Here is a 22,411-nt window from a genome sequence, read left to right on the forward strand (position 1 = left end):
CTTCTCAGAACCTCTCCGGGAAGATCAGGGCGAGGACGAGATAGCCCAGCAGGGCGACGGCCACGACGAGGCCGACGATGTTCTCGGCGGTCACAGCTTGGTCACCCCCTTGGCGACGAGGGCCACCAGCGCGAAGACGGCGAGCGTGGTGACGACGAAGGCCAGGTCGGCCATCGCGAGCTCCTAGAGGAGGTTCGGATTGAACGGACGATTCGAGGAAACCGCCTCCGTGGCCGGATTCGGTCGTCGTTGACACCTCCCTTACGGCAACGGGTCCCGCTTTGACGGAACTCTTACGGCTGCCTCCTCCACCTGCGGCAACGAATGCCCCCGTCCGCTTGAACACGCCGACGGCCCGGCTCGGGCAGGGGCGGGCCGTCATGGGACGTCAGGTGCCTTGGAAACGCGGAGACGCTGAGATCAGCAGACCCGGAACCTCAATCGGCAGATCACCGCCTCCGTGTCCCGGCGTACGGCGTGCGCGACCACCCCACCCCGCCGGTTCTGCAGGAGCCGCTGCCACAGCCGCTCCGGCTCGACCTCGGCGATCAGCACGGTCACGCGGGCATCGGGCCAGCAGTTGTGTGCGGCGTAGGTGAGCGTGACAAGGCATACCTGGAATCCGAGAACGACCAGTTTCTTGCCGCAGGCACGTCCCGGCCGATCACCGCACAGATCACCGTCCCGGGCGACCCGGCTCACCTGCCCCAGGAATACCATCCCCCTGATGTCTTCCGCCTCGACTTTCACGCGCGGGGCGATTGCGTCGGCGACCGCCCGGCCCGTCGCGGTCCGGCACGCGGCGACGTGGGCGATGAGCGGCGGACCGGAACACTGTCGCGGCGTCAGTAGGCGGCGAGGGAGATGGCGGTGTAGTGCGCGGTGAAGGCCACCACGGTCAGCGCGTGGAAGACCTCGTGGAAGCCGAACCAGCGGGGTGCGGGGTCGGGCCGCTGGAGGGCGTAGACCACCGCGCCCGCGCTGTAGAGGAGACCGCCGACCACGATCAGGACGACCACGGCCGCTCCGCCGGTGTGCAGGAAGTCAGGCAGGTAGCTCACCGGTGCCCACCCCAGCGCCAGGTAGCACGGGGTGTACAGCCAGCGCGGAGCTCCGACCCACAGGACCCGGAACGCGATGCCGGCCAACGCTCCCGTCCACACGGTCCACAGCAGCACGGACCGCTGGTCCGGCGGGAGGAGGAGCACGGCCAGGGGGGTACAGGTGCCGGCGATGATCAGGAAGATGTTGGCGTGGTCGAGGCGTCGCAGCAGAGCCTCGCCGAGCGGCCCCCAGGTGCCGCGGTGGTAGATGGCGCTCGTCGCGAACAGCAGCCAGGCGGTGACCGCATACACGGCGCAGGCCAGGACCGCCTGCGGAGTACGGGCCAGGCAGATGAGCACGACGCCTGCGATCAGTGCGGCAGGGACCATTCCGGCATGGAGCCAGCCACGCAGCCTCGGCTTGATCGGTTCGGCCAGGTCGGCCGCCCGCTCCACCGGAGCAGCGGCCGAGTGAGCCCCCTTCCCCGCATGGTCGCGCGGTGATTGGTCGGGTAGCCCGTCTGCACAGCGCTCTCCATGCGCTGACACGACGTGACCACATTCGAATGCAGCGGCGTCGCGGGACACAGCTTCTCGTCCTGCCCCGGGCTCCTGGGTGTCACTGGCAACCATGCGGTCATGCTAGAAAACCTCACCCGGACACCTGACGGGAGGTCGGTCCAGAACCCCGGAGCCACGTCGCCGGGCCCGGGCCGGTTCGCCACCGTGTAAACCGAAGCCCCGTTGCCGCTACCGCCGATTGGGCCTGCCGAAGCCGAGTAGATCCGGCTTGTGATGGGAACGATCAGGGCTTCCGAACGGGCATCTCCGCTCGCCTACGCGCAAGGATCGCCGATGCTTCCTGAGGTCCGCCCCCACGTATCCACCGGCCTCGCAGACCAGTTGGAACACCAACTGGACCTGGCTCCGCATCTCGAGGCCGGCCGGCTCGATGTGGAGGGCGTCGCCGGCGTCGCAGTCGTCGCAGCCGCCCACAGCGACGGCTATGCGGCCACCGGCCATCTCCTCGGGCTGCTGGCCGCGCTGCCTGCCCCCACCAAGGCAGGAGAACGCTTCTGGTCGGACCTGTGGAGGTCGTCGGGCACCGCGTACCTGTTGCCCGTCAACATCAAGGATCTGGTGCTGCGTTCGCTGGCAGGAGAGGGAACCGCCCTGGCCCGGCAGGTCCTCTCGGCCGTCGATGAGATGACCCCGCCCCAGCGCGGCGCGGCCGGGGAGGTGATCGGTCAGGCCCTCGTCGAGTCCGACCATCTGCCCGACCTCAAGACACAGGTCATCGGGGAACTGTGGCTCCGAGATCTCGAGCTCACCGCCTGGCGCGTCCTGCACGCAGACCGCAGGTCTGACGATCCGGCTGGACGGAAAGCCTTCCTGGACGCCTGGACGAGCGTCTGAACGTCGGCTCCTCCGAGCTGCACGGCAGCCGCGCAGGACACGCGGCTCCCGTGCCCGACGGCGCTTGCAGCGACTGAGGTCGGGAGGTTCCGGGCCGAAGTCGCACCAGCCCCGGGCCTCTACAGCTCAGGGCCGCGCAGCAATGGCTGCGCGGCCCTGATCCTGTGCCGGCCCGGCACGAGAGCAGGCGCCTTCGTCCGGGTGGGCGGCAGGGCCCGCACGGGCGGCGGCAACCGGACGCGGCGTGCGCGTTGCCTCGGGCAGGCATGCGAGGTCAGGCCAGGTTGATGTTCTCGGCCTGCGGACCCTTCTGGCCCTGGGTGACGTCGAACGTCACGGCCTGGCCCTTCTGGAGCTCACGAAAGCCCGTGGAGTTGATCGCGGAGTAGTGCGCGAAGACATCCGGGCCGCCGCCGTCCTGGGCGATGAAGCCGAAGCCCTTCTCCGCGTTGAACCACTTCACAGTTCCCGTAGCCATGTCTCATGCCTTCCAGTCGATGAACGCCTCCCACTCCAGTGGCAGACGGAGGTGATCGCCCTGGTCCCTGCGGCACAGCACAGCAAAACGCCCACACCAGAGGCGTGGGCAAGAGGGAATTCCGAACCACGACAGCTAACGCAGACGCTACACGCTCACACACCGCGTCACCACAGGAAATGATCACACCGCACACCGAGACCGTGCGTGCGGTGCCCGCCGACGCTGACGGGCACGCTCATCTCATGCTGCTGCCGTTGGGTTCGCTGATTCGGCGGCACGGCGGTATTCGGCGTTGAGGCGCTGGGCTTCCTCGAGTTGGTCCTCGAGGATGATGATCCGGCAGGCGGCCTCGACGGGGGTCCCGTGGTCGACGAGTTCCCGGGCGCGGGCGGCGATGCGTAGCTGGTAGCGGGAGTAGCGGCGGTGGCCGCCCGCGGAGCGCAGCGGGGTGATCAGGCGGTGTTCGCCGATGGCGCGGAGGAAGCCCTGGGTGGTGCCGAGCATCTCGGCGGCCCGGCCCATGGTGTAGGCGGGGTAGTCGTCGTCGTCGAGACGGCCGAACGTGTCGTCCGCTGTCATCGCACCTCTCTGTGGAACGCGTGGAGGGGCCCCGGCGCCGTACCGGCACCAGGGCCCCGAAGGAACTGCTACACCATCTGCCGGCCCTGATACTGCGCCGGTCCTCTGTTTCCGCGGACCCGACCGAGACGCTGTCGGGGGCGCGGGGATCGCGGTTGCTCGACCGGAGACCACCTCACTATCGATGTCCTGCGGTACCCGGGTCCAAGACTTCCGCCCGGGCGATCCTGATGGCGCTCGGCTCCTCCGTTCTTCCCTCTTGATCAACTACTCACTAGCGGAAACTGCGTACTGCTGGTACCGCGAACTGCTGGTGGCCCAGAACAGCGCCACTCTTCGGCAGCCAGCCCCGTCGCCCGTCCTGCGTCTGCTCCGGCTTGGAACCCCACTGCCGAACCTCCCGGTGCGCGCGCCCGCAGCCGACGCCTTCACCGAGGTACTGCTCAACCGACTTCGCTGCTGGGTACTGCCGACCTTCACCTACTGGTACTGCCACTGCGGTACTGCTCATGGCGGCCCCTGATCACTGCGGGCCACCCGGTCCGGTCGTCAGTCCCGTTGCCGTCCTGCAACCGCTCTGGCTTCGGAACTCCACCACCGCACCGTCCTGCCAACTGCAACTGCGTGTACTACTGCCCGGCAGTTCATCTCTGCCGGGCCTCGCTCGATCTCGGCTACGAGAGAAACCATAACCACACCACCGCGCAATGTCTACTCCGGCTGGCATAGATTTCCGCGTGCTCGGAGATGAGGTTCCGCCTCGACCGGTCCATGGGTGGTCCAAACAGCTCTGAGGCTCGGTCCGGCGCTCGCAGTGACCCACCGCCGGTGCGTGACGAGGATCTGCTTCCTCGTCCCGCGGCCACTCCGTCCTGCTCGCCCTGCCGCTGGCATCGCCGTGGATGGGCCGCTTGCTCGAACCGGCACGGCCCCTGACTCGAGCAGACCGTGGGCCGCCGGGACACGGGCTCACGGCAGCAGGTGCCGTCACGCGTCGGCTGTGGTCCTCAGTCCCCTTCAGGCAAGCACTGTGACTCTGCGGGGTTGGCGGGTGGAGGGGCGGGGCACAGGGGTTGGGTAGGCACGGGCAGGGCATGGACGATCCAGAGACCAGGGTGACCCTGATGATCACGACGATTGCCAGCGCCGCAGCCGTCCGTCCCGAAACAGCCATTGCCGACGCACGCGATACGGCACGGGCCTTCCTCGAAGGTTTGCGGCAGCCGGCCATGACCCCTGACGCAGCGGACACTGTGGTCCTGGTCGTGTCCGAACTCGTCACCAATGCCCTGCGCCACGGCGGGGGCCGCTGCACACTGGAACTGACTGCGCACCCTGACATCATCGAGGTCGCCGTTCACGACCCCAGCCGGCATGTGCCGCGCATGCGCACCCCTGACCTGAACGGCGGCACCGGGGGCTTCGGCTGGCCCATGGTCACCCGCCTGGCCCACGCCACGGCGGTCACTCGCCGGGCCGCCGGCGGCAAGACCGTGAGCGCCTGCCTTGCCCGGTAGCGGCACCGCTCAAGCAGCCGGATGGCCGGCGAATACAGTCCGCTTCATGTCGAAGCCTGACGAGCTGCTCGTTGACGTCGCCGCCCTGGTGCAGTCCGCGCGGAGCAATCAGATGTCCCTGACCGTGGTCACCGGTGGCGCGGTCATCACCGGCCGCCTGGCTCCCGAAGCGGTGTGGAGGAAGCTATTCCGGCCACTGAGCGACGGCGACGGGAACCGGCTGCACGCAGTGTGGGCCCAACCGGCGTACCGGTTGGGCCCACACTGCTGGTCAGGTGTCGGCTAGTGCCTGTTTACCCGGTCAGATCGTCACGGGGGTACCGAGCATCGCGGAGGCATGCTGCAGCGAGCCGAGGATGCCCAGAGGCGCGGCCTTGGGGAGGTCGCGGCAGGTGAAGCCGAGCCGAGCCATGGCCCGGAGGACTTCTGCGGCGCTGAAGTCACGGCGGTCCTGGCGCGTGATGACCTGGCCGACCTGCTTGACGGGATAGTGACGACGGCCGATGATCACGGACTCGGCGGTGACCGGTTCGGGCTTGATGCCCTTCATCGATTCCAGCACGCCGATCTTGGTGAGCTCGAAGGGGAAGCGGGCGATGACGCAGCGCATGTGGCCTCACAGGGAGAAGGGGAGAACGGTCTGACCAGGGGTGAGGCGTTTCAGCGGGAGAGGGCGGGGATGCCCAGGGCGCTGCCTTGCTCGTCGACCACCGTCGGGACACCGAGCCGGCGGGTGCGCATCGCGTGCTCGGCTTCGGCCATCGTGGTCGCGGGTGAGTGAACGAGCCGTGGTCGCCGAGGATGTCGCGCAGGCGGACACGGTCCGTGTAGTCGGAGCTGTCGCGGACGGCGGCCAGCCGCGTCCATGACCTCAGCCACCGTCCTGTGCACGTGATTGGCGTCCGCCGGGCGGGGCTGCGTCTGAACCAGCGTCAAAGGCTTCTGCGGAGACGGGCCGGCTTCCTGATCACGAAACCTCTAGGCCGCCGCGCCGAAGACGGACTGGCGTACGGGGGCGCGCCGGCTCGCCGAAGCGGGGCGGCGTCGGCCGCGTGAGGAGGAGCTGCGCTTGGGGCGTTCGGCCACCGGCGCGGTGATGACGACCGGGATGCCGGACGGGGCCTGGGCACCGGTGATCCGGCTCAGAGCCTCGTCGCCCGAGTGGATCTGGGTGGTCTGCGGCCGGATTCCGGCGTCCGACATCAGGCGGACCATGCCTCGGCGTTGGCTCGGTGTGACGAGGGTGACGACGCTGCCGGACTCGCCGGCCCGGGCCGTACGACCGCCGCGGTGGAGGTAGTCCTTGTGGTCGGTCGGCGGGTCGACGTTGACCACGAGGTCGAGGTTGTCGACATGGATGCCGCGGGCGGCGACGTTCGTGGCGACGAGGACGGTGACGTGCCCGGTCTTGAACTGCGTCAGCGTCCGGGTGCGCTGGGGCTGCGACTTGCCGCCGTGCAGCGCGGCGGCCCGCACTCCGCTGTTGAGCAGGTCCTGGGTCAGCCGGTCGACCGCGTGCTTGGTGTCCAGGAACATGATCACGCGGCCGTCGCGGGCGGCGATCTCCGTCGTGGTGGCCTGCTTGTCGGCGCCGTGGACGTGCAGCACGTGGTGCTCCATCGTCGTGACCGCGCCGGCCGACGGGTCGACGGAATGCACGACGGGGTCGGTCAGGTAGCGGCGGACCAGCAGGTCGACGTTGCGGTCCAGGGTGGCGGAGAACAGCATCCGCTGCCCCTCCGGACGGACCTGGTCGAGCAGCGCGGTGACCTGGGGCATGAACCCCATGTCGGCCATCTGGTCGGCCTCGTCCAGCACCGTGATGCCCACATGGTTCAGCCGGCAGTCGCCGCGGTCGATGAGGTCCTTGAGCCGGCCCGGGGTCGCGACGACAACCTCGGCCCCGCCGCGCAGCGCGGCGGCCTGGCGGCCGATCGACATGCCGCCGACGACCGTGGCGAGCCGCAGCCTGACGGAGCGGGCGTACGGCGTGAGCGCGTCGGTCACCTGCTGGGCCAGCTCACGCGTCGGTACGAGGATCAGCCCCAGGGGCTGGCGGGGCTCAGCGCGCTGTCCAGCGGTGCGGGCGAGCAGGGCGAGGCCGAAGGCGAGGGTCTTGCCGGAACCGGTGCGTCCGCGGCCCAGAACATCACGGCCCGCCAAGGTGTTCGGCAGCGTCGCTCCCTGGATCGGGAACGGTGCGGTCACCCCTTGCCTGCCGAGTTCGGCCAGCAGTTGCTCGGGCATGTCGAGATCGGCGAAGCCCTCGACGGCGGGCAGCGCGGGGGTGAGCGTCCTGGGCAGCGCGAACTCGCCCTGCACCGCGGCGGGCCGACGGCCGTAACCGCCGGAACGGGCGCCGGCACTGCCGTTACGGCTGCGGGCGGAGCGGTCGTTCGTGTACGTGCGGTTCATGCGGAACCTTCCTCGATGTGGCACATATCAAGGAATTCCCGCTGCGATGAATGGCACGGAGAATCACAAGTATGAACCGGTGGCAAAAGAAAACACATCTGGCCGGCGGAAATCCCCGCGGGCACAGGTGCTGAAATGGGCGACGTTATGGGGACCTTGAGGTCCGGGCGTCGGCTGCGGTGCAGCGCTTCAGGATGCGCCTGCATCCTGAAGGAGCGACCACGTGTGGTGGGACTGCGGATTCCTCCGAGTCGTCCCGAGTCGTCCCGAGGGTGAAACCGCTGCGGGAGATGCTTGCAGCAGGGGCCCGCACCCCGAAGGATGCGGGCCCCAGCTACGGATTTGCGCGTCAGCGTCAGGCCGGAACGATGTTCTCGGCCGTCGGGCCCTTCTGGCCCTGCGCGATGTCGAAGGTCACCTTCTGGCCCTCGAGCAGCTCGCGGAAGCCCTGCGCGGCGATGTTCGAGTAGTGGGCGAACACGTCGGCGCCGCCACCGTCCTGCTCGATGAAGCCGAAGCCCTTTTCCGCGTTGAACCACTTCACGGTACCAGCAGCCATGTCATATCTCCTTTGGGGCAGTGCACCGGAACCCGCACTGTGCGGGCGCCGTGTCGCCGCGATGATTACCCCGCCCGGAAATGACCGGAAATACAAAAGCGCTCCCGACCGGCAGAAGCCTGGTGGGGGCACTTGAAGTCTTGGGAACCACAACTGCAACTGAGATAGACAGTAGCACGCCGGAACGGCCCGTGTGCGTTGAATAATCCTACTCTGCTCGTCGCGGCAAAAACTCGTACTGCGTGGTCCGTCAAACTCTGATCTCCCGGGGGAAGATATTGATGCCCTCGGAGTGCAACGTCTCAGGAGAAGTCGCCGATGGCGCCAGGGCTCCCAGGGGCGCGACGACGTACGCGACTATCCGTGAGACGCCTCTTCGAAGGGGTCCAGCAGCTCGTATCGACATGCCGGGGGCCGGATCCCGCGGAGAGCCGGAGCACACGGGTGTCCCCGCCGGACACTGCACGCCGCCGTGACCTCGCAGCGCGCAGAGCGGGCCGGCTCCGCTGAGGCACCGCGTGGCAGGCCGGCGACCGACATCTCCGGCGATGTCGTGAGGACGGTCCGCAGCCGCGCGCCGAACTCCGGCAGCCGAGGCAGGGGCATCGACGGCGGCGAGCGGCAGGTCGCCCTCGTAGAAGCAGGCGTCGAGCAGCGGCTCCTCGATCAGCAGGCGCACGGCGAGTGGAAGGGCATAGCGCAGGGCCACTACGAGGACCTTGGCGCGTACCGGGCGGGAGATCGGCCAGGCCACGGGCATGCTCACGGACCAGCTCGGAGTCAGTGCCGAAGAAGCCTTCGTCCGCCCGCGCGCCTACGCCTACGCCTACGCCACGCCCCCTGCGGCATGACGATACGCCGGTACCGGGCCCGCGCTGCGGGCCCGGCCGACGTCAGTCACCGGATCGGGAGAGGTCAGGTCACCGGATCGAGGAACGTCAGCACCGAGCCGTCTTCCTCGATCAGCGGGACGAGCGCCGCGTTGAACGGGCCGCCGTACGGTGCCTTCAGGTGCGCTTGGAAGGCGTCCTCGTCGCGGTACACCTCCAAGATCCGGTAGGCGCGCGGGTTGGCCGACCTCGTGTAGACGTCGAAGGCGAGGTTGCCTTCTTCCACGCGCACCTTCTTCGCGTACTCCACTATCAGGTGGGCGACCTCGTCCTCCGCTCCCTCGCGGGCGGTGAACTCGGCGAGCAGGGTCTTGTTCACGGTGCGGTGTCCTCCGTGGTCGAAGTCGGTCGGGGTCGGTCGCGGTAGGAGTCGAGATGCCAGACGCGGGCCCGGTCCAGCTTCACCGAGCCGTTCTCGGCGAAGACCTGCACTCCCTGGCTTGCGGAGTCGGGGAAGATCTGGTCGGTGATGACGGCTTCGCCGCTGCCGCCGAAGACCTCGACGGACGACCGGTCGACGAGGATGCGCAGCTTGACCTTGCCGTTCTTGGCCTTGAGCGGGGCTCGCTGGACGCCGGGGAAGGCGTCGCTGAAGTCCACGGCGCCGGAGTTGGTGCGGTCGACGTACAGCTCCTGGGTCGTGGTGTCGTAGCCGATGACGGTCTCCTCGCCGTCGGCGCCGGTGCGCACCTTCAGGCCGAAGTGGTCGGCGTCCTTGAGGGAGAAGGTCGCCTCGATGTCGAGCGCCTCGCCCTTGGCGGCAGGACCGATCAGGGTCTGCGAGGTGCTTTTGACAGTGACACCGGACGCCGTCGCCGGGTGCTTCTCCCGGAGGGACGCCAGGCTGTCGACCGGCTGGCCGGTCAGCCGGATCCGGCCGTCGACGGTGCGCAGGGCCATCTCCCGGGGGATGCTCTGCGCGCTGCGCCAGGGCTCGGCGGTGAACTTCTCGCCGTCGAAGTCGCCGACGAAGTACTGGGCGCCCGAACCGCCGGTGATGCCACCGGGGTTGATATTGACGACCAGAACCCACTTGATCTTCTTCTCGTCCCCGTCGACCGCGAGCGGGAACAGGTCGGGGCACTCCCACACGCCGCCCGTCGCGCCGGACGGCCCGAACTCGCTGAGCAGCTTCCAGTCCTTGAGGTTCTTGGACGAGTAGAACCGCACCTTGTGCTCGGTGGACAGCGACACCGTCATCAGCCAGCTCTTGGTCGGCGCATACCACTGGACCTTGGGGTCGCGGAACTCCTTGGAGCCGATGTCGAGGACCGGGTTGCCCTGGTACTTGGTCCAGGTGCGGCCGCGGTCGGTGCTGTGGGCGATCGACTGGGCCTGTATGCCCGTCATCCTGTTGTAGCTGGTGTAGATCGCCACCATGGGCGGGTTCTTCTTCGTGCCGAACCCGGTGGTGTTGTTCCAGTCGACGACCGCGCTGCCGGAGAACACCATCTCGTTGTCGTCGTACGACAGGGCGAGCGGCAGTTGCTTCCAGTGCACGAGGTCCTTGCTCACCGCGTGGCCCCAGGACATGTCACCCCAGGAATTGCCGTTGGGGTTGTACTGGTAGAAGAGGTGGTACTCGCCCTTGTAGTGGACAAGGCCGTTGGGGTCGTTCATCCAGTTCTTCTCCGGCGTGAAGTGGAACTGGGGCCGGTAGGTCTCGGAGTAGGTCGGGCTGTCGGCGGCGGCGGCCTGGGGGGCCAGCGGGGCCGCGGACAAGGCGCAGACGGTGGTCACCGCCGCGATCATCCGTGTGCGGGCATGCCGGGATACGCGTCCAGAGCTCATGGTGTCTCCTGTGCTGCGGCCGTCCGCGCAGCGAAGCCTGCTGCCCGGGCTCGGATCCGGCCGGAAGAGTGACGCCCAGCCGTCGCCGTCGTCCACGGCATCGGCAAGGGGTGTCATCGTTGACGGGGTGTCATCGTTGACTTGTGTCATCGATGACATCGGGTGCCCGATGATGGGGCAAATCCCTCCCAGGCGTCAACGGTTCGGCCGCGATGTGCCGCTGGGCGGCCTGCCCGCCCGTTGTGCGCGGTCGGCCGTGGCGAGCTGCGCCAGCTCGCTCTGCCACGGCGGGTTGGGACCGGCAACGGAGCAGGTCAGGGCCGCGACGCGGGTACCGAAGCGGCAGGCTTCCGTGACGTCGTCCAGGCGGAGTTCCGTCAGCCGGCCGCCCAGAAGCCCGCGAGCGCCGAGGTGGTGCAGTAGTCCGGCGGTGAAGGAGTCCCCCGCCCCCACCGTGTCGGCGACGCTCGTCGGGACGGCGGGCACCTGGACCCGTTCGCCGTCGAGCGAGGCCAGGGCGCCGTCGGCACCGAGCGTGATCACGACGAGCCGCGCCCCTGCCGCGTGCCAGATGTCGCACGCCTGCTCGGGCGGGGTGCCCGGCAGCAGGAGTTCCAGGTCGTCCTCGCTGAGCCGCAGCACGTCGGCGAGCATGCACCAGTGCGCCAACCGGGCCCGGTAGACGTCCGGATGCACCAGCAGCGGCCGGACGTTGGGGTCGACGCTGATGGTCGCGTGAGGGGCGGCGGCCGCCAGGAAGTCCTCGACCACCGTCGTGCCGGGCTGCCGGACCAGAGCCAGAGATCCGGTGTGCAGGCAGGCGGTGTCGGACAGGTCGACCCGTGCCAGCTCCTCGGTCGTCCACTGCCAGTCGGCCGTGTTCTGCGCGTGGAAGGAGAACGCGGCCTGCCCGGTGGCGTCCAGTTCCGCCACGGCGAGCGTGCTGGGCTCCGCAGCTCGGACGGCATCCGACAGGTCCACCCCCGACGCCTCCAGATGGGCGCGGAACAGACGGCCGAACACGTCGCCGGACAGGCGCGCGAGGAACCGGGTCGGGGTGCCGAGACGGGCCAGGGACACTGCCGTATTCGCAGGTCCGCCGCCCGGCAGTACACGTAGGGCGAGTTCACTGGAGGTGCTCGCGGGTTCGGCGAACGCGTCCGCGACGCACTCCCCCAGAACGGTGATCTGACGCGGGCTCATGGGCTGCTCTTCTCTGACGAACGTACGGGCCGACCGGTCACGTCGGAGGGCGGCTGCCGGACAGCCACGGTGGGGGCGGCCGGCCGCGGGTGTTTGCCGATTTGTGACGAGTGCAAGGCATTGACGTTTCCGGGAAACGGAGTCCATCATCCTCGCCAGGAAGTGTCAACGATGACATAAGTCAACGATGACACCCCGGGCGGCATGCTCTGATCCCAACCCCGTGCCGCCCGCTATCCCACAGGAGTCGATCATGTCTCGCGCCACTCGCCTGCCCTCCTCCCTCCTCAGATCCGCCGCGGTCACGGGCGTCGCGGCCCTCACCCTGACGGCCTGCGGATCCGGCTCCGGTTCGGGCTCCTCGAGCTCCGGCTCGGGCAGTGTCAAGGTCGGTCTGATCACCAAGACCGACACCAACCCGTTCTTCGTGAAGATGAAGGAGGGCGCGGAGAAGGCCGCCAAGGAGAACGGTGCACAACTGTCGACCGCCGCAGGCAAGTTCGACGGGGACAACGCCGGGCAGGTCACCGCCATCGAGAACATGGTCGCCGCCGGGGTGAAGGGCATCCTGATCACTCCGAGCGACTCCAAGGCGATCGTGCCCGCGATTCAGAAGGCCCGTGCCAAGGGTGTCCTGGTCATCGCCCTGGACACCCCGACCGACCCGGAGAGCGCGGTCGACGCCCTCTTCGCCACCGACAACCTCAAGGCCGGCCAGTTGATCGGCGAGTACGCCAAGGCCGCTATGAAGGGCAAGAACGCGAAGATAGCCGCCCTCGACCTGGCGCCGGGCGTCTCTGTCGGTGTCCAGCGGCACAACGGTTTCCTGAAGGGCTTCGGCGCCACCGACAAGGACGTGGTGTGCGCCCAGGACACCGGCGGCGACCAGGCCAAGGGCCAGACCGCGATGGAGAACTGCCTGCAGAAGGCGCCCGACATCAACGTCGTCTACACCATCAACGAACCGGCCGCGCTGGGCGCGTACACCGCGCTGAAGGCCAAGGGCCGGGAGAAGGACGTGCTGATCGTCTCCGTCGACGGCGGCTGCACCGGCACTCAGGCCGTCAAGGACGGCAAGATCGCCGCGACTTCGCAGCAGTACCCGCTGAAGATGGCCGCCGAGGGCGTCAAGGCCGTCGTGACGTACGCCGAGGACGGCAAGAAGGCTTCGGGTTACACCGACACCGGCGTCACCCTGATCACCGACGAGGCGCAGGCCGGCGTCACGTCGAAGGACACCGCCTACGGCCTGGAGAACTGCTGGGGCTGAGCCGCCCACCAGGACGGTACGACACCGCGACTCCCCTCAGCGGGGCGGTCGGCCCACCTCCCGACCAGGGACGACCGCCCCTCTTGTCCCGGCGGCGGGGCTTCCGCCCTCGTCCTCCGACAAGGACATCCGTCTTCCGACAAGGATTTCGTATGACAGCCACGACCACGCCGTACGCCGAGCTCGAAGCACCGACTACGGCCCGCAGACTGCTCGCGGCGCCGACCACCGGCCCGCTGGTCGCCCTCCTCCTGGCCTGCGCCTTCTTCTCCCTCTCGACCGACCAGTTCCTCACCGGCGGTAACTTCTCACTGATCGTGCAGCAGGTCATGGTCGTCGGCACCCTCGCCATCGGACAGACCCTGATCATCCTCACCGCGGGCATCGACCTGTCGTGCGGGGCGGTGATGGCCTTCGGCAGCATCGTGATCGCCAAGATGGCGGCCGAGGGCTCCGTCCCACCGCTCGTCGCGATCGCTCTGGGCCTGGTCGTCTGCGGCGGCTTCGGCCTGCTCAACGGGCTGCTGGTGCAGAAGATCCCGCTGCCGCCGTTCATCGTCACCCTCGGCATGCTCAACGTGGCGTTCGCGCTGACCCATATCTACTCCGAGGAGCAGACGGTCACCAACCTGCCCGGCGCGCTGACGGCCCTCGGGGAGACCTTCCCGCTCGGCCACACGGACATCACCTACGGCTCCCTGGTCACCATCGCCCTATTCTTCCTCCTCGCCTACGCGCTGAGCAGCACCGGCTGGGGCCGGCACGTCTACGCCCTGGGCAACAGCGCCGAGGCCGCCCGGCTCAACGGCATCCGCACCTCCCGCCTGACCATCGGCATCTACACCGTGGCGGGCCTGCTGTACGGCATCGCCGCCCTGCTGCTCATCTCCCGCACCGGAGTCGGCGACCCGCAGGCCGGACAGACCGACAACCTCGACAGCATCACCGCCGTGGTCCTCGGCGGCACCAGCCTCTTCGGCGGACGCGGATCGGTCCTGGGCACCTTCATCGGCGTCCTCATCGTCGGCGTCTTCCGCAACGGCCTCCAACTGATGGGCGTCGCCTCCATCTACCAGACCCTGATCACCGGAGTCCTGGTGATCCTCGCGGTGACCGTCGACCAGCTCTCCCGGAAGAAGGCCCGATGACCGCCACCTCCTCCCCCACCCCCGTGCTGCAGGCCCGCGGCCTGGTCAAGCGGTACGGCCAGGTCACCGCCATCGACGGCGCCGACTTCGACCTGCTGCCCGGTGAGGTCCTCGCCGTCATCGGCGACAACGGCGCCGGCAAGACCAGCCTGATCAAGGCGCTCACGGGCGCGGTGGTCCCCGACGCGGGCGAGATACGGCTGGGCGGCAAGCCCATCACCTTCTCCGGTCCGCAGAGCGCCCGCTCCCACGGCATCGAGACGGTGTACCAGGACCTCGCCGTGGCCGCCTCCATGGACATCGCCTCGAACATGTTCCTCGGGCGCGAGCTGCGCCGCCGCGGCGTTCTCGGCAGTGTCTTCCGCATGCTGGACAAGAAGCGCATGCGCCAGGAGGCGGCGGAGCACATGGCCGATCTGAAGATCGGCCTGCGCTCGCTGACGCAGTCGGTGGAGACCCTCTCCGGCGGACAGCGGCAGGCCGTCGCGGTCGCCCGTTCCGTCGCCTGGGCCCGCAGTGTCGTCGTCATGGACGAACCCACCGCCGCCCTCGGCGTGAAGGAGTCCGGCCAGGTCCTGGACCTCATCCGGCGCGTGCGGGACAAGGGCATGCCGGTCGTTCTGATCAGCCACAACATGCCGCACGTCTTCGAGATCGCCGACCGGATCCACGTCCACCGCCTCGGCCGGCGCGCCGCCGTGATCAAGCCCTCCGACTACTCCATGGCGGAGGTCGTCGCCATCATGACCGGCGCGCTCAGCATCGACGAGGCCGGAGATACTGTCGTAGCGGATTCGGAGGCCGCGAAGGCCGCCGGAGTCCAGGCCACCTGACAGCACAACCAGCTCTCGCAGTTTCCGGCCGAGGCCGCGGCCGGAACCGGGAGCCCTCAGGAGACGGTTTCCTCCATGGCAGCGAACCGACGCCCCACCCTGGCCGATGTCGCCCGAGAAGTCGGAGTCAGCGCCAAGACGGTCTCCCGCGTCCTCAACGAGGACGGACCCGCCTCCGCGCAGACCAGGGAACAGGTACTCGCCGCAGTGGCCAAGCTCGGCTTCCAGCCGAACCTCATGGCCCGCAACATCCGCGTCGGCGGCCCGGACACCACCATCGGCCTGGTCATTCCCGACCTCGCCAACCCCTTCTTCGGAGCCGTGGCCCGCGCCATCGAGGACACCGTCCGCGAACGCGGACTGACCCTGCTCATGGGCTCCTCCGCGGACGACCCCGAGCGCGAACGCGCCCTGACGGACAAGTTCCTCGCCCGCCGCGTCAGCATCCTGATCGTCGTTCCGTCCGTCGGCGCCGACCACTCCCACCTCAAGTCCCACCGCACGGCGGGGCTGCCCGTGATCTTCCTCGACCGACCTGGAGTCGGCCTCGCCACGGACAGCATCGTCAGCTCCAACCGTGCCGGGGCCCGCGACGGCGTCACCCACCTCGTCGCCCACGGACACCGGCGCATCGGCTTCGTCGGCGACCTGCCCCCGAAGCTGTACACCCGCCGTGAACGTCTGGCCGGCTACCGCTCGGCGCTTCAGGAAGCAGGCGTCCCCTACGACCGCTCGCTCGTCACCAACGCCCACGACCAGCGAGGGGCCGAGACCGCGACCGCCCAACTCCTCGGCCTGGCCGCTCCCCCCACCGCCCTGTTCGCCGGCAACAACATCATGGCGCTGGGCATAATCGCCGAACTCGCCCGCAGCAGACGCAAGGACGTCGCCGTCGTCGCCTTCGACGACGTGGCACTCGCCGAGGCACTCGAACCCGCCCTCACCGTCGTCGCCCAGGACGCGGAAGAACTCGGCAGGGCAGCCGCGACCACCGCCCTGACCCGACTGGACGGCGACCGCACCCGGGCCCGCACCATCACCGTGCCCACTCGGCTGATCGTCCGCGGCTCGGGCGAGCAACCCGCGCCCAAGCCGTAGGCAGCTCGACCCTGCCGGAATCGGAGGCGGCACTCGAAGAGCGGATGCGGAGCCCGTGAACGCGACTGTCCGCGTCACGGCCGCTGGCGCGGACGTCGTTCACGTCGAACGCCGCAGTCCCGTCAGTACCTGGCCCGGGTGCCCGGTTCAGCCGCACGGGTCGGCCAGCGCCTCGTACCCACCGAGGACATGTGCCGACGCGCCCCGCTGACACCAAGGCCCTGTGCAAGACCCTCGTCGACGTACTTCGGCAGATGCCCGCGAGGGCACATCCAGGGCACACGGGCCTGGGGCACAGCGCCGACCAGCGCGAACTGCCGGCGAGCACGGTGTCCCCGGGCCTGCCGGCCGCCACCGGCCTGATCCGCATCCCGCAGCTCGCCGCCCTCGGCCACTGGTCCGCCCACTCCGGCACACGCCGAGCAGTCATCACAGTGAAATTCGCTCGCCCTTGTCACCCCCTTGAAGAGACCCTGTGGTCATGGAGTTCATCTGCTACCACCGCGACCGGCCCGGCTCCCTGCCGCTGCGTAGCCGTCCGACGGACGGGCGGAGTCGCCGAGACCGCGAAGGTCCGGCACGACGACGGTGTAGTGGGGCGTCAGCTTCGGGACGAGGTGGCGCCAGTGGTAGCTGGTCTTGGGCACGCCGTGCAGGAGCATCACCGCAGGGCCGGACCCGGCTGTGCGGTAGTGCAGACTCGTTCCGTTGACGGCGGCTCGGCCCGTGCGGACGGGCGTTCCGTCATGGTCGAACATCATGTTTTCCAACCTTCCTGGTGTACTTCGCGGTGCGGGTGTCAGTGGGTCTGCGGAGGGTCGACGAGGGTCACCAGGCGGCTCGGTCCGGTGCCGTCCGCGGTTGTCCGGGCAGGGGAACGGCCGACGGGGTGCAGAGTGACGTTCTCCGGGTAGAGCCGGCCGAGCAGGGCCAGAACGACGAGGTCGTCCTGGCCGGTGGCGTCCACGGTGACCTCGCCCGCTTGCGTCCACACCAGTCCCGGTGCGCGCAGTGCGGACCACACAGCCTGCGGTGCGGGGCGCGGCATCGGAGTGTGTGTCGCCTGCGGCTGGGGCCGGTCGGTGGGCGTAGCGGTGGCCGCGCAGGGCCTGGCCGAGGTCGACGTGGGCGGTGATGCCGTCGTGGGTGACCTCGATGCTGGCGGTGCGGGTCCCGTCTACGACCGGCCCGGTGACGGTACGGGCGGAGAGCGGGCCGGACGTCCATGGCCGGGAGGAGCGAATACGCCCGGGTGCCTCGGCGCAGGCAGAGCTGTGTGGCGACGATGTGGTCGTCCACGGCCAAAGTGGCGATGAAGGCACCTGGTCCGCACCGCTCGAGCACGGTGTGCCAGGCCGCGCCCTCTTCTGTTCCTGGGGGTCAACAGCCTGATCAGACGTCATGACGCCGGGTCGCGTGAGGGGCTGCCGAACCCGGGGGCCGAGGGGCGGTCACCAGGTGCGGGCGTTGGAACTGAGGCGCGCCGCTGGTGCAGGGCGACAATCCGCGGGCCGTAGCCGCAGAGCGGTCGCCACCCGCTCTGAGCCATGACGGTCCCACCTGGCGCAGGTCGTAAGGACCGTCCAGGGGCGTCCAGTTGATCCAGGGCGGTGACGTAGGGCCAGGCGGGGCACGGCTGCCGGCGGATCTCGCCGATGCCGCCGGTCTGAGCGCGGCGTACCCCGCCTCGCTCAGACCGCTTCGGGCGCGCGGGACCGGACATGACCCGGGCCGGCACGCTGGGAATTGACGGGCAGGGCCGCAGCTCGGATCAGCTTGCGGAATCCTCTTCGGGCCGAAGCATCGCCGAGATTGCCGCGGCCACTCCCTCGGGATGCGACAGTGGCGAGAGGTGGCTGCTGGGGAGCTCGGTGACGACGGCTCCGGCACGTGTGGCGAACCATCGCTGCAGTTGCGGATCGAGGATCCGGTCGTGGGCGCTGAGCACGTAGCCGCAGGGGAGGTCGTGCCAGGCGCCCGCAGAGGCCGGGGCCGCCAGGCAGGCTCCATGGGTCGGCTTCTGCATGGCGGCCAGGCTCCGGGCAAGGCGGGGCGGCAGGTCGTGGGCGAGTGCGTCACCGAACAGTTCCGGGTCCACGTCCGACCAGCCGTCCGCAGCGAACCGCAAGGCCACGCGGCCTGGCATCTCGGCACCCTTGTCGCTCAGCATGCCGATGGTCTCCCCCTCGCCAGGCACGTAGCCGGCCACGAAGACCAAGGAGTTGACCTTGGGATGCTCAAGTGCCGCGCCGGAGATGACGGTGCCGCCGTAGGAGTGTCCGACGAGGGTGACCGGTCCTTCCAGCGCGTCGATGTGCCGACGGGTCCAGGCGATGTCGTCCGCGAGTGAGGTCATCGGCAACTGGACGGCCAGTGCTTGATGGCCCTGTTCGTGCAGGTGGCCTATGACCTCCTGCCAGATCGAGCCGTCACTCCAAGCACCGTGGACCAGCACTGCGTTTCCCATTTCGCACTTCCTTTTGTCATGACTGCCTTGAGTGATTCCTGCCGGCCCGGCGGAGGTTTGAGTTCCTCCGACATGAGACCGGGACACGGCGCGATCACGTACGAGACGGTGGTGTTCTTTCAATTTCTCGACGTTGAACGGGTGAGGTGACGAAGACCGACTCACGGCGCAACGTGTGAGTACGCCAGACGACTTCGCGCAGCGCATCCGTGGCCTTTTCGCCGTGGCGTCAGCCCGTCGCCGGAGCCCGGCAGCTCGCGGGCGGCGACCGCGCCCGCGCCCTGTTCGCCGTCCTGTCCCCCACCAGTTCCGGAGCCGTGGGCCGCGCCCTCGTTCCCGCCGGTCCCGGCGTTGGCGTCACGTCCGCGCAGGGGTGGATACCTTGCCTGCGGCCTCGGAGGTACGGCCGGAGCCGGGTGCCGTACGGACCAGGAGCAGTACGGCCACGGCGCCGACGGCCGCGGCCAGGGCCGAGAGGAGGAAGACGCGGTCAAGACCAGCGGCGAAAGCCTGGTGGGCGAGGTCCGCCGCCGCCTCGCGGTGCCCGGCCGGTGCGGAGGCGATCACCTCGTTCGCCTGGCCCGAGGCCAGGGCGTCGGCGGCGTCGGCGGCGTGCGGCAGCTCGCCGTCTGTCAGCGTGGTGGCGGCATTGCTCGCGAAGACGGCGCCGAGGACCGCGATGGCCAGGGTCATGCCCAGTTGGCGCGCCGTGTTGATGGCTCCGCCCGCCATGCCGGCGCGCTGCCGCGGCACGGCGGAGGTGGCGGCGGAGACAAGGACGGGCGTGGCCAGGCCCACCCCGAGACCGGTGACGACCAGCCCCCAGGTGAGCGACGTCGCGCTCGCGCCCTCCGACATACCGGCGCGCAGCAGGAGCATGCCCGCCGCCGCCAGCAGCAGACCCAGCCCGATGGGCAGGCGCGGGGAGAGCCGCTGGATGTGCCGGCCGGTCACAGCCGAGACGAGGAACGACGCGGCCGCGAGCGGGGTCAGAGCGAGTCCCGCCCCGATGGGAGCGAGTCCGGCCAGGGACTGCAGCCACAGCGACAGGAGCGCTAGGCAGCCGAAGGCGCTGGCCTGCAGGAGAAGCGCGCCGGTCAACAGCCCGGCGAAGGAGGCGTTGCGCAGCAGCGCCAGGTCCAGCATCGGGGTTTCGCCGCGGTGGGCCGTGCGGTGTTCCACCACCACGAAGGCCACGAGGGCGAGCGCGGCGACAGCGTAGGAGACAAGGGTGCCAGGCGAGCCCCAGCCGTCGTCGGACCCGCGGATGAGTCCGTGAACGAGGGCGCCGGCGGCCACGCTGAAGGTCGCGGCCCCGGGGAGGTCGATGCGGTTCTTCCGGCCGACCGCGACCGGCCGGTCGGCAGCCATGAAGCGCCGGGACAGAACGATGGCTACGACCGCGACGGGCAGGTTGATCCAGAAGATCACGGGCCAGCTGATGCGCTGTGTCAGGACGCCGCCCAGCAGCGGACCCGCCGCCGCTGCGGCCCCGTTGGTCGCACCCCACAGCCCGAAGGCCGTACCGCGGTCCCGCCCCTGGTAGGAGGCGAGCAGCAGAGCGGGAGCGGTGGCGAACATGGCGGCTCCGCCGATGCCCTGCACAGCCCGGGCTGCGATGAGCACGCCGGCATCGGGAGCGACGCCGCACACGAGCGAGGCCACGGCGAAGAGTGCGAGCCCGCCCACATAGGCTCGCCGGTGCCCATAGCGGTCGGCGAAAGCGCCGGCAGCGAGCAGCAGCGCCGCCAGAGCCAGCGCGTAGGCGTCGATGACCCACTGCAGCGACGCGAAGGACGCGCCGAGGTCACGGGCCATGCTGGGCAGCGCCACGTTCACGATGGTGACGTCCACCAGCAGGATGCACGCGCCGAGACAGACCGCTATGAGCGGTCCCCACTTACGCATGTCGTCATCTCCATTCAGGGATCGGGGAACGGACCGAAGCCTCGGTCCTCGACAACTGTTGACGGCATGTGCGCGATCAGATATCTCGCACGGCCAAATTTGCACGCATTCCCTAGAATCGATGTCGTGAAGACGTATCTCGACAGTCCCGACCGTGTGGGGCACTACCTCACCGATGAAGACCTGGCCCTGGCACACGCCCTCCAGCTCAACGGCCGCGCCTCCTTCACCGAGATCGCGGCCGTGCTCGGCGTCTCCGACCAGACCGCGGCTCGCCGCTTTACCCGCCTGCGCACCACCGGGAAACTGCGCGTGCTGGGTCTGACCGACCCGTTCCGGCTGGGGGACCTGTCATGGTTCGTGCGCGTGCGGTGCACTCCGGACGCATCCGCCTCCATCGGCTCGGCACTGGCCCGGCGCACGGACACCACCTGGGTCAACCTCACCTCGGGGGGAACGGAGACGATGGCCGTGGTTCGCGCCCGCGGCCCCGGCCTGGAGGAGCCCTTCCTGGTGCAGAAGCTGCCCCGCACCCCCCGGGTGGTCGACGTCTCCGCGCACTGCGTCCTGCATGTGTTCTTCGGCCAGGACCTCGGCTTCATCAACAAGAGCGGACCGCTGACCGACGCGCAGGTCGCCGCGCTGACCCCGCGGCCAACGGACGGCGGGTGGACAGCCGGCTCGGAACCCGTCGTGCTGGACGACCGCGACCGACTGCTGCTCGACCTGCTGGCCCGCGACGGAAGGGCCCCGGTGGGTGAACTGGCCGCGGCCACCAAGCTGTCCGAGTCCACAGTGCGCCGCCGCATCAACGATCTACGCGCCGAAGGCGTGCTGTACTTCGACGTGGACTACCACCCCGACGTCCTGCACCGAAAGCTCAGGATCGCGCTCTGGCTGGAGATCGACCCCGCGCGGCTGGCCGAGGCAGGCGAGGCCCTGGCGGCGCATCCCGAGGTGTCCTTCGCCGCGGCGGTGACCGGCGCGACGAACCTGTACGCGAGCATCCAGGTGGAGTCGGCGCAACTCTTGTACCGCTACCTGACCCAGACTGTGTCCGGACTGCCCGGACTGCGGCACACAGTGACCACGCCCATCCACCGAACCCTCAAGGGCCCGGGCCCATACCCGCTGCCACCGGAACTATGACTGAGCGTGTTGTGATGCTCTGGCCTCGAACGCTGCCACGCACGTGATCACTCGTTCGGGACCCGCACGTATGTGATGTCGCCGCACCACTTCTCATTCAACTCCTCGGCACGGAAGTCGCGTTGGACGAGGTCCGGGGCGCGTGGCGCGAGCCGATCGGGGACCGTGCTGCGCTTGCGGCGCCGCAGGTGGCGGCCCTCGAGCCGGTTGATGCGCATCAGACGCTCGACCCGCTCGCGATTGACCGTGTGCCCGAAGCCCCGCAGCTCGGCATGGATGCGCCGGACTCCGTAGCGGCCCCTTGTGCTCGGTATGGATTTCACGGATCTCCACGAGCAGGTCGTTGTCGGCGGCCTGCCGTCCTTGACGGGTCTTCGCGCCGGCGAGCCACCGGTAGTAGCCCGAGCGAGAGACCCGAAGGACCCGGCATATCCGCTGGACGCCGCAGCCGACCGTTCTCCGCGCGCAGCCGGGCCAGTTCCTCGTCCCGGCTCTCCGCGCCCTGCTCGCCACAGCCGTGATCGCGGCCCGTGTGCTCGTCGGCCTGGCGCACCCAGCTCCGCAGGGTCCCGCCGGTCACCCCGACATCCGCCGCGACCGCCGCATACGTGCGCTTCCCACCCGCCGCGCGGAGACCTACGTCC

General features: G+C 69.3%; 24 protein-coding genes and 2 pseudogenes. 9 read left to right on the plus strand and 17 right to left on the minus strand.

The features are described 5' to 3' along the window. Positions 1–4: 4 nt before the first annotated feature. From kdpF to trhA, 3 genes are all read right to left on the minus strand, one after another. On the minus strand, positions 5–94 hold the full coding sequence (kdpF, locus tag D9753_RS06360; RefSeq protein ID WP_016434100.1) for a K(+)-transporting ATPase subunit F: 90 nt from the start codon (positions 92–94) through the stop codon (positions 5–7). A 326-nt stretch (positions 95–420) separates the two neighbouring features. Next, a complete protein-coding gene (locus D9753_RS06365; RefSeq protein WP_163010542.1) occupies positions 421–750 on the minus strand; it encodes a hypothetical protein in 330 nt (109 codons plus the stop codon). A 95-nt stretch (positions 751–845) separates the two neighbouring features. Further along, a complete protein-coding gene (gene trhA / locus D9753_RS06370) occupies positions 846–1,631 on the minus strand; it encodes a PAQR family membrane homeostasis protein TrhA (protein WP_394346799.1) in 786 nt (261 codons plus the stop codon). A 267-nt stretch (positions 1,632–1,898) separates the two neighbouring features. Here trhA and D9753_RS06375 point away from each other — a divergent pair, with 267 nt between their 5' ends. Continuing rightward, positions 1,899–2,459, plus strand: a complete 561-nt coding sequence (locus tag D9753_RS06375; RefSeq protein WP_205614069.1) for a hypothetical protein — start codon at positions 1,899–1,901, stop codon at positions 2,457–2,459. 274 nt (positions 2,460–2,733) lie between these two features. On the opposite strand, the gene D9753_RS06380 is transcribed toward D9753_RS06375, so the two are convergent. Together D9753_RS06380 and D9753_RS06385 are read right to left on the minus strand one after the other, a co-directional pair. After that, positions 2,734–2,937: a cold-shock protein gene (locus D9753_RS06380; RefSeq protein ID WP_121786112.1), complete on the minus strand. Its 204-nt coding sequence runs from the start codon at positions 2,935–2,937 to the stop codon at positions 2,734–2,736. A gap of 243 nt (positions 2,938–3,180) precedes the next feature. Next, on the minus strand, positions 3,181–3,519 hold the full coding sequence (locus D9753_RS06385; RefSeq protein WP_121786113.1) for a MerR family transcriptional regulator: 339 nt from the start codon (positions 3,517–3,519) through the stop codon (positions 3,181–3,183). Positions 3,520–4,643: 1,124 nt separating this feature from the next. Here D9753_RS06385 and D9753_RS06390 point away from each other — a divergent pair. Together D9753_RS06390 and D9753_RS06395 are read left to right on the plus strand one after the other, a co-directional pair. Further along, positions 4,644–5,036 carry an ATP-binding protein gene (locus D9753_RS06390; RefSeq protein ID WP_121790932.1) on the plus strand — a complete coding sequence of 131 codons (393 nt, stop codon included), beginning with the start codon at positions 4,644–4,646 and terminating at the stop codon, positions 5,034–5,036. A gap of 46 nt (positions 5,037–5,082) precedes the next feature. Then, positions 5,083–5,322 (plus strand): hypothetical protein, encoded by a 240-nt coding sequence (locus D9753_RS06395; RefSeq protein ID WP_121786114.1) that lies wholly within the window; start codon positions 5,083–5,085, stop codon positions 5,320–5,322. A gap of 15 nt (positions 5,323–5,337) precedes the next feature. On the opposite strand, the gene D9753_RS06400 is transcribed toward D9753_RS06395, so the two are convergent. The 4 genes and pseudogenes from D9753_RS06400 to D9753_RS06415 all read right to left on the minus strand — a co-directional run bounded on the left by D9753_RS06400 (position 5,338) and on the right by D9753_RS06415 (position 8,010). After that, positions 5,338–5,646: an SCO5918 family protein gene (locus D9753_RS06400; RefSeq protein ID WP_121786115.1), complete on the minus strand. Its 309-nt coding sequence runs from the start codon at positions 5,644–5,646 to the stop codon at positions 5,338–5,340. Positions 5,647–5,696: 50 nt separating this feature from the next. Then, positions 5,697–5,926, minus strand: a pseudogene (locus D9753_RS06405) (CBS domain-containing protein); the annotation flags it as partial. 88 nt (positions 5,927–6,014) lie between these two features. Then, the gene (locus D9753_RS06410) at positions 6,015–7,451 is read right to left on the minus strand and encodes a DEAD/DEAH box helicase (protein WP_121786116.1); all 1,437 of its coding nucleotides are present in this window, start codon (positions 7,449–7,451) and stop codon (positions 6,015–6,017) included. Positions 7,452–7,806: 355 nt separating this feature from the next. After that, complete coding sequence (locus tag D9753_RS06415; RefSeq protein WP_023586116.1) at positions 7,807–8,010, minus strand: cold-shock protein; 204 nt, start codon at positions 8,008–8,010, stop codon at positions 7,807–7,809. Between the two features lie 719 nt (positions 8,011–8,729). Here D9753_RS06415 and D9753_RS38645 point away from each other — a divergent pair. Next, positions 8,730–8,861 carry a hypothetical protein gene (locus D9753_RS38645; protein ID WP_276209420.1) on the plus strand — a complete coding sequence of 44 codons (132 nt, stop codon included), beginning with the start codon at positions 8,730–8,732 and terminating at the stop codon, positions 8,859–8,861. Positions 8,862–8,925: 64 nt separating this feature from the next. Here the strand turns inward: D9753_RS38645 and D9753_RS06425 are convergent, their stop codons facing one another. The 3 genes from D9753_RS06425 to D9753_RS06435 all read right to left on the minus strand — a co-directional run bounded on the left by D9753_RS06425 (position 8,926) and on the right by D9753_RS06435 (position 11,894). Then, on the minus strand, positions 8,926–9,219 hold the full coding sequence (locus tag D9753_RS06425; protein ID WP_121786117.1) for a putative quinol monooxygenase: 294 nt from the start codon (positions 9,217–9,219) through the stop codon (positions 8,926–8,928). After that, positions 9,216–10,691, minus strand: coding sequence for a glycoside hydrolase family 32 protein (locus D9753_RS06430; RefSeq protein WP_121786118.1), 1,476 nt, complete (start codon positions 10,689–10,691; stop codon positions 9,216–9,218). The genes D9753_RS06425 and D9753_RS06430 overlap by 4 nt, the downstream gene beginning before the upstream one ends. Before the next feature lie 195 nt (positions 10,692–10,886). Next, positions 10,887–11,894 carry a carbohydrate kinase family protein gene (locus D9753_RS06435; RefSeq protein WP_121786119.1) on the minus strand — a complete coding sequence of 336 codons (1,008 nt, stop codon included), beginning with the start codon at positions 11,892–11,894 and terminating at the stop codon, positions 10,887–10,889. Between the two features lie 253 nt (positions 11,895–12,147). Between D9753_RS06435 and D9753_RS06440 the strand changes: the two genes are divergently transcribed. The 4 genes from D9753_RS06440 to D9753_RS06455 all read left to right on the plus strand — a co-directional run bounded on the left by D9753_RS06440 (position 12,148) and on the right by D9753_RS06455 (position 16,243). Then, positions 12,148–13,164, plus strand: a complete 1,017-nt coding sequence (locus D9753_RS06440) for a sugar ABC transporter substrate-binding protein (protein WP_121786120.1) — start codon at positions 12,148–12,150, stop codon at positions 13,162–13,164. 152 nt (positions 13,165–13,316) lie between these two features. Continuing rightward, positions 13,317–14,312 (plus strand): ABC transporter permease, encoded by a 996-nt coding sequence (locus D9753_RS06445; RefSeq protein ID WP_121786121.1) that lies wholly within the window; start codon positions 13,317–13,319, stop codon positions 14,310–14,312. Further along, positions 14,309–15,145, plus strand: a complete 837-nt coding sequence (locus D9753_RS06450) for an ATP-binding cassette domain-containing protein (protein ID WP_121786122.1) — start codon at positions 14,309–14,311, stop codon at positions 15,143–15,145. Before D9753_RS06445 ends, D9753_RS06450 begins: the two co-directional genes overlap by 4 nt. A 75-nt stretch (positions 15,146–15,220) precedes the next feature. Then, entirely contained in the window at positions 15,221–16,243 is a 1,023-nt protein-coding gene (locus D9753_RS06455) for a LacI family DNA-binding transcriptional regulator (RefSeq protein ID WP_121786123.1), read from the plus strand. Positions 16,244–16,764: 521 nt separating this feature from the next. Here the strand turns inward: D9753_RS06455 and D9753_RS06460 are convergent. The 4 genes and pseudogenes from D9753_RS06460 to D9753_RS06475 all read right to left on the minus strand — a co-directional run. Next, positions 16,765–17,004 (minus strand): annotated as a pseudogene (locus tag D9753_RS06460) (alpha/beta fold hydrolase); the annotation flags it as partial. 38 nt (positions 17,005–17,042) lie between these two features. Then, a complete protein-coding gene (locus D9753_RS37690; RefSeq protein WP_240468058.1) occupies positions 17,043–17,291 on the minus strand; it encodes a hypothetical protein in 249 nt (82 codons plus the stop codon). Positions 17,292–18,014: 723 nt separating this feature from the next. After that, positions 18,015–18,710, minus strand: a complete 696-nt coding sequence (locus D9753_RS06470) for an alpha/beta fold hydrolase (RefSeq protein ID WP_240468059.1) — start codon at positions 18,708–18,710, stop codon at positions 18,015–18,017. A 357-nt stretch (positions 18,711–19,067) separates the two neighbouring features. Beyond that, positions 19,068–20,618 carry an MFS transporter gene (locus D9753_RS06475; RefSeq protein WP_121786125.1) on the minus strand — a complete coding sequence of 517 codons (1,551 nt, stop codon included), beginning with the start codon at positions 20,616–20,618 and terminating at the stop codon, positions 19,068–19,070. 126 nt (positions 20,619–20,744) lie between these two features. On the opposite strand from D9753_RS06475, the gene D9753_RS06480 reads away from it, so the two are divergent. After that, positions 20,745–21,767: an Lrp/AsnC family transcriptional regulator gene (locus D9753_RS06480; RefSeq protein WP_121786126.1), complete on the plus strand. Its 1,023-nt coding sequence runs from the start codon at positions 20,745–20,747 to the stop codon at positions 21,765–21,767. 47 nt (positions 21,768–21,814) lie between these two features. Here D9753_RS06480 and D9753_RS36415 read toward each other — a convergent pair whose 3' ends face one another. Then, positions 21,815–22,090 (minus strand): IS3 family transposase, encoded by a 276-nt coding sequence (locus D9753_RS36415; RefSeq protein WP_163010636.1) that lies wholly within the window; start codon positions 22,088–22,090, stop codon positions 21,815–21,817. Between the last annotated feature and the right edge of the window lie 321 nt (positions 22,091–22,411).

Origin of the sequence: Streptomyces dangxiongensis, assembly GCF_003675325.1 — a bacterium.
In the GTDB taxonomy this organism is placed as follows: domain Bacteria; phylum Actinomycetota; class Actinomycetes; order Streptomycetales; family Streptomycetaceae; genus Streptomyces; species Streptomyces dangxiongensis.